The sequence below is a fragment of the Streptomyces sp. NPDC005794 genome, assembly GCF_042871445.1.
In the GTDB taxonomy this organism is placed as follows: Bacteria; Actinomycetota; Actinomycetes; order Streptomycetales; family Streptomycetaceae; genus Streptomyces.
Genome location: NZ_JBIAIN010000001.1, coordinates 438,281 through 445,202 on the forward strand (window position 1 = coordinate 438,281; position 6,922 = coordinate 445,202).

The following is a 6,922-nucleotide window of genomic DNA, read 5'->3' on the forward strand; positions in this document are numbered from 1 at the left end:
TGTGATCTCTCTACGGTGGGGTTCTGATCGATCTGGACAGAGGCGAAGTGCGAGGGGGGCTCTGTGGAAGCGGAGTTGGCGGCGCTTGCCGCGTCGGGGGCGGCGGCGCTGGTCGGTGCCATGGTTACAGAATCGTGGGAGCAGGCGAAGGCAGGGGTGGCGCGGCTTTTCGGCCGTCGTGGCCGATCCGGGGAGGAGGAGGCGGATGGCGACCTCCAACAGGCCAGCCAACGGCTGGCCGCAGCCCAGGAGGGGGGCGAGCGACGCGCTGCCGTGGACATCGAGGCCGATTGGCGGCTGCGGCTCAGCGGACTGCTTGAGGAGGATCCGGCTGCCGCACAGGACCTGAGGCAGTGGTTGGCCGACCTGAGCGGGGAACGTGGGCCGGGCGGCGCGGCCATCAGCGGGGGAGTCCAGTACGGGGCGTTTCAGAACTCCCAGATCCACGGCGGGATCACTTACACCGTTCAACCGCCGCCCCCGCCGGAGGCGCTGCCGGACGAGGTTCCCGCCCTGCGCGTTCCCTTTATCAACCGCACCGTTGACCTGTCCAGGATGGACGCGATGGTGAGCGCCGACGGCTGTGGTTCCTCGCATGTCGACGTGCTGGTGCTCGGTGGTACGCCTGGGGTCGGCAAGTCGGCGACGGCCAGCCGCTGGGCGCACGGGTCCCGGGAGCGTTTCCCCGACGGGCAGCTGTACGTCGACTTCGCGGAGCTGCGGGGTCAACGGGGAGGCGGTGACGTGTCCGCCGCCCTGGAGATGCTCCTGCGGTCGCTCGGCGTGAAGGACCCCTACCTGCCGCACTCCCTCGCGGAACGGACCCGGCTGTTCAGATCGCGCTCCGCCGGGCGGCGGATTCTGCTCGTCCTGGACGATGTCAACGAGCCCGCCCAGGTACGGGCTTTGGTGCCGCAGGGGTCCGGCAGCGCGGTGCTGGTCACCAGCAACGCCAAACTCGGTGAACTCGCCCTCGACGGAGCCAGGTTACTGTCTCTGGCACCCCTCGACATCCACAGCTCCCTGCGGATTCTTGCCGATCGCTGTGGCGACGACGCTGTCGCAGCGGAACCGATCGCCGCCGAACGGCTGGTCGCGCTATGTGGTGGGCTGCCTGTCGCCCTGCATGTGGTGGCTGCCCGTCTCGTGACCAACCGCCGCCTCACCATGGCCCGCCTGACCCAGGAACTGTCGGACGAATTCAGCCGACTGACCGCGATGTCCCTCCGAGGGGAGCACCCGGTGTCCGCAGTGTTCGACTCCACATACCGGCAGCTTCCGGCTGACGAAGCGCGTTTCTATCGACTTCTGGGCTGCCTGCCGTGCCGCACTTTCGACGCGGGCGCGGCGGCCGTTGCCACGGGAGTCGACGCGCCTGCCGCCCAGACCTTGCTGGACGTGCTTGAGGAAGCCGGCCTGCTGGAGGTGGCGGGCGACGACCGCTACCGCTTCCATGACCTCGTACGCTTGCACGCACGCGAGCGCGCGGAGGCGGAGGAGCCGTCCGGTACGCGGCGAGCACTGGTGGAGCGGCTGGTGACCCACTATCTGGCACTGACCGCGTTCGCCGACCGGGCGGTGCGGGCGGACCGCCTGCGCATCGCCGACGTGGGCGAATTGCTGCTCGGCGCCGCGGATCCGTTCGCGGCGGACGACACACCGCCCCCGCTGTCCTGGCTGGACGCCGAGCGGTCCAACATCCTGGCCGTGCTTCGCGAGGCGTCTCGCCTCGGTCTGCACACACCCGTTTGGCAGTTGGCCGAGGGATTCACCGTGCTCTTCCTGCACCGCAGACACCTCGGGGACTGGAAGGAATCACTGGAGCTCGGAGCCGCGGCTGCGGCGGCGTCCGACGAGCTCGTTCCCGCAGCCGAGGCGCGCCTGCGATCCTTGCTCTCTCGCCCCTTGATGGACCTGGGCGAGTACGAGCAGGCGCGTGTGCAACTGGAGAAGGCTCTCGCCTGTGCGGAGGTGGCCGACCGCACCGATCTCCGCGCATCCGTACTCGAGTTCTTCGGGCGCTACTGGGACCGATTCCATCCGTCCCGGGCCATCGAGATGTACGAGCGCTCTCTGGAGCTCAACACCGAGGCCGGTGAGGCGCGGGGAGCCGCCATCGCCTCTCTCTTCCTGGGCAGCGCACAGGACGCGGCCGGCAACCCGGCCCAGGCGCTCGTCACCCTGCGGCACGCACACCAAGCGCTGTTGACCGGCCGGAGTCCTGACCTGCGGATGGCGGCGCGGGCCATGCTCGCCATCGGCCGTGCGTACGACCACCGGGGCGAGACGGAGCAGGCGATCGGAACACTGAGTGAGGCGGCTCGCATCCTCCAGGCGCAGGACGCGACTCACTACGAGGCCGAGGCGCTGCTGGAGCTGGCCGCCATCGCGGAGCGGCCGGGCGGCGACCGTACTCACCTCCGGGAGCATCTGGCCCGCGCCGTCGAGATCCATCAGGACGGCGGCAGCCCGCTCGTGGAGCAGTAGCGGGAACGTCTGCGGATCCTGGACCGACCAAGCTGAGAGGGGCCCCGTCTCGCCCAGCCTACGAGAGAGCCGGCAGGTGGGGGTGGAGCCTGAGGAGAACGTCCTCGGTGCGTGCGGACCCGATCCGCAGGGTCACAGAAGCGTCCGACAGCGGCTGCGAGGCTCGAAGGAGCGCGTAGACCACGGCGGCTACGGGGCCCGGCCCCGGAGTGGGCCCCGTGACTGTCGCTGTCACGACCCGCCCGTCCCGAAGGCCGGCGAGGGTGGTGTGTGCGTCCGTGTCCACTGCGGCCAGGCGGCAGCCGGGCAGGCGATCGAGGGTCTCCGCGATCCAGCGCAGCGCGCAGACGTCGGTCGTCGCCGCGCGGTGGCGGAGCATGACGGACGCACTCTCGGTGAGGCGCCGGTCCTCTTCCTCTTCGTCGCAGGCGAGATGAACGAAGGTGGAGCCGTCTTCCGCCCCGGGCTCGGAAACGGCCGCGGGGAGACGGAGCACGCTGACCGCCGACCGGCCGCCGTCCGTTGAGACCGTGGTGGTCACCCGCCAGGACGTGCAGGAAGTCGCCGCGGCGTGCGTCGGCTCGGGCGGGCTGAGAACTGGTGCATCCGGAGATGCGGAGACCGGTTCCGTCAGCTTCATCAGCCGGTAGAGGTTGGCACGGAGGCGGGCGTGGGCCTGCCCGGGCTCCGCGAACGCCTGCTGAGCGATGGAGGCGCAGGGTGGTCGCTCGTGCGTGCTGACGGCGTCGGCGACCTGCTGGTGGAGTTCCGTACCGGGATCGAGGCGGGGTGCGAGCTGTGCCAGGGCGCCGGCCGCCGTCCTTGGCACGGAGTCTTCGCCGAACGCGGCAAGCAGTACGGGGGTGCCCAGTGAAGCTCCGTACAGCGTCACGGACCCGTGGTCGCCGATGACCAGGTCGGCGGCGACGAGTGCGGTCCGCCAGGAGTGGACGGGGGGAATGAGCATCAGGCCCGCGTCGAGCGCGGAGGCCAGCAAGGTACGGATCTGCCACGATCCGTGCGCCGCCCAGACGTTGGGGTGGACGATCAGCCCGACCTGGTACTCGTCGTACGGCAGCGAGGCGAGGAGGCGCGCCGGCAGGTCCGGGCACTGGCCGATGAGGGAGGAAGGGCCCCAGGTCGAACTGACGATGACCAGTCGGCGGTCCTCCGCCACACCCAGCGCACGCCGGTACGTGGCCCTGTGGGGCCGGCTGCTCAGGAGCTCGTCGAAGCACGGGTCGCCGACGAGGAGCGTGCGTCCGGCTGTCTTGGGGTGTGTGGAGAGAAGCTGCTCTTCCTGATCCGGGTGCGACACAGCAAGCCACGCACGGCCGGATTCGAGCAGAGCGTCGGATACGACGCCGGAGAGCCGTACGCGGGAACTGCGGGAATCGGGCACGAATTTCTGAAAGCCCACTCCGTGCGGCAGCACGAGGACCGGGCAGTCGCCGTCCGGGACCTCGATGTTCTCACTGGCGGAGAGGATGAGGTCGGGCGCGGCGCGGCCCAGCTGATCCCAGGGCATGATCCGGCATCCGGCGTCATGGAGCAGGTCCAGGACCCCGTCGCTGAAGGCCGAGGTCGGGTCGTAGGCGAAGACGACCGAAACGCGGCTGTCGTCGCGTACCAGCGCAGGCAGGCACTCGAGCACGCGGACGGTAGAGGTGACGGTGCGAGCAGCTACGACCAACGTCCTTTCGGCGCGGAAGGTGCTCCACCGACGAGCATCGGGCCCAACCGGAACGCGCAGGGGCGGTCTAGCGGTCATGGCCGCCCCGAATAGCTACGTGCGGCGTGGTCCGAAATGAGCTCGCGGCTCGCGGCTCGCGGCTCGCGGCTCGCGGCTCGCGGCTCGCGGCTCGCGGCTCGCGGCTCGCGGCTCGCGGCTCGCGGCTCGCGGCTCGCGGCTACGGTGCCCCTATCCCATCTCACGCCGACAAACAACCCTTCCAGGTGTCATTGATCCGGATGAATGGCTACACCGTACTGGCTGGTGATAGGCCAACCTCCACGGGCCGCGTGAACAACGCTCTGCGGCAGTCACTGCGACGGTTTGCCGCGAAAAGGAGCAAGGCCAGCCGTCGCCCCACTTGTGCTTGGCCTCCTCGTGGGTCCCGCTTGTACCTCCAAGAATTCGACCTCTCGTCGTCGAGGGCGAAGGACCGAAGGCCACTGCTTGTCTTCGGGAGGCCTTCCAGGACGACGGCATCATCGGTTCCGGCATCGTCGTCCTGATCTTGGCGATACGGTTGGCAGAGCTGCGAGTTGGGGGGATGGCTTATATGGGCCTCGGGCGAGCAGATGACGCGGAGGAGGCTCTGAGGGCGGCGGCCAACGCGGACGAGGCCCTGGGGCACCATCGGGGACAGGCGAGTGCCGTCGAGGCGCTGGGACTGCTCCGGCTGAAGCAGTGGAAGTATCCGGAGGCGCAGCGGTGCTTCGAGGAGGCCCGGGAGATCCTGAGCCGTATGGGGCAGGGCGATGACGGGTGGCGGGACCGACCCCGTGCCCTGGCCCTTCTCGTGCATCACATCGGCCGCGCGCAGGGCCGTCAGCAGCGCTTCGCCGACGCCGCCGGCCACCTCAACGACGCGCTGGCGCAGTTCCGTGCCCTGCCCGGTGGCGACCGCTACAACGAGGGCCGCGTGTACATGAGCCTGGGCGAGACGCACCTCGACGCGGGGGACACCGCCCTCGCACGCGTCTGTCTGGATAAGGCCATGGCCTCTATGGACATCGAGGGAGCCGGGCTTCAGCTTGCCGACGCTGCGGAACTGAGGGCGCGGTGCAACCGGCTTTCGGACCGCCGGGCCGAAGAGGCGGAGGACCTCTGCACCGCCGCCTCCCTCTACGAGCAGGGCGGTGACCAGGTGGCTCTCGCCCGGGTACGTGCGCGGCTTGCCGAGCTGGGGGACTGAAACCCCGGGCTGTGGCGGTCTTGCCCTACTCCCGGGGCGGGCCGATGTACTCGGCGGTGACGCGGTGCGCCGTGGTGCCCGTCCATACGGTGATTTCGGGGCCCGCCTCCAGCAGGGACTTCCCGCTGCCGGTCCAGGCGTACAGCGCGGAGGCATAGGCGGCGGGGTCGCAGAGGTCAGGCCTTCCGTCCGGGCCGGCAGCCGCGGTCAGGCGTACGAGGTCGCCCTCGCGGGTGCGTACGACGCAGCGGTCCGGTCCGTCGATGTAAGCGGTCAGGCCGCAGTACGGGTACTGGGCGAGCGCGTCCGATGCCCAGGCACCGGGTGGGCCGATCCGGGGGTCGTCCTCGTCTGCGCGCCGCACGATGACGTCCGCGATGCGCAGTCGGCCGGCCTCCCGCGTCTCCTCGTCGACCGCCGTGTGGGCGGCAGTGGCGTGCTCGGCCTCGTCTTCCGCGTGCCCGGCCTCGAAGCCGGTCTGGGCGTGGCGGACCACTGTCACCTCCGGCGGATCCACACTGACCACGTGGGTGAACACGCGGATCGGGACGGTGGGTTGGGCCGGCTCGTAGAGTGGCAGGGGCAGCGGAGCAAGCAGTGCTGGGCGGCCGTCGGGTTCGTCGATGCCTATGAGGTCGTAGAACAGGCGACGCAGAAGCGTGGCCGACTCGCCGGGTGACGAGCTGGTCTGTTCCGCCAGACCCGCGTACCGGGCGGGCTCATGGGATGCCATCGTCTGGTCGATCTGCGCCCGCAAGCTGCCACGGCGGAGCAGCTTGGGAGCCGTCCGGCCGAGGGCCGCGACCGGAGAGGACGGGTCGAGGGCTTCCCCGGGGAACGCCCCGAGCAGGACGGGGACGCCGATGGACGCCGCGTAGTAGGTGACGCTGCTGTGGTCTCCCAGAACGCAGTCAGCCGCGATCAGTGCCTGCCGCCAGCCTTCGAGCGGAGGAACGAGGGCAAGGCCCGCGCGCTGGGCGCTGTCCAGCCACGCCCGGACCTGTCCGGGGCCGTGGCCGTGCCAGATGTTCGGGTGCAGGACGGCCGCAGCCCGGTACTCATCGGCGGGCAGTTCGGCGGCCAGGCGCGGCAGCAGCCAGGGCAGCAGATCACCCCCGCTCGCTTCTGCTTCCCCGTTGTCGTCGCCGAAGAGCGAGCGTGGTGACCAGGTCGAACTGACGACGATCAGCCGCTGATCCGGCCCGACGCCCAGGGCGCGAGGGAAGCGGTCGCGCTGGGGAAGGGCGGCGAGGATGCGGTCGTAACAGGGGTCTCCGGCGAGGATGGCGGTGGGCGCCGCCTCGGGGCACGACGCGGTCAGTCTCTCCAGTTGTTCGGGGTGGGACAGGACCGTGGCGGCGGCAAGCGGGCGCCCGTCTTGGAGGAGCCATTCCGGCGACATACCGAAGACCGGTCTCCGGTCTCCGGTCTCCGGTCTCCGGTCTCCGGTCTCCGGTCTCCGGTCTCCGGTCTCCGGTCTCCGGTCTCCGGTCTCCGGTCTCCGGTCTCCGGTC

At 70.2% G+C, this 6,922-nt stretch carries 4 protein-coding genes; 2 read left to right on the forward strand and 2 right to left on the reverse strand.

Annotated features, from left to right (window positions below; translation table 11 throughout):
* The first annotated feature begins 120 nt into the window (after positions 1-120).
* On the forward strand, positions 121-2,487 hold the full coding sequence (locus ACFYQ5_RS02050) for an NB-ARC domain-containing protein (protein WP_389191685.1): 2,367 nt from the start codon (positions 121-123) through the stop codon (positions 2,485-2,487).
* Between the two features lie 58 nt (positions 2,488-2,545).
* On the opposite strand, the gene ACFYQ5_RS02055 is transcribed toward ACFYQ5_RS02050, so the two are convergent.
* On the reverse strand, positions 2,546-4,258 hold the full coding sequence (locus tag ACFYQ5_RS02055) for a hypothetical protein (protein WP_389191687.1): 1,713 nt from the start codon (positions 4,256-4,258) through the stop codon (positions 2,546-2,548).
* Between the two features lie 514 nt (positions 4,259-4,772).
* Between ACFYQ5_RS02055 and ACFYQ5_RS02060 the strand changes: the two genes are divergently transcribed.
* Positions 4,773-5,408 (forward strand): tetratricopeptide repeat protein, encoded by a 636-nt coding sequence (locus ACFYQ5_RS02060; RefSeq protein ID WP_389191690.1) that lies wholly within the window; start codon positions 4,773-4,775, stop codon positions 5,406-5,408.
* A 25-nt stretch (positions 5,409-5,433) separates the two neighbouring features.
* Here ACFYQ5_RS02060 and ACFYQ5_RS02065 read toward each other — a convergent pair.
* A partial coding sequence (locus ACFYQ5_RS02065) for a hypothetical protein (RefSeq protein ID WP_389191693.1) occupies positions 5,434-6,922 on the reverse strand: 1,489 nt, incomplete at its 5' end.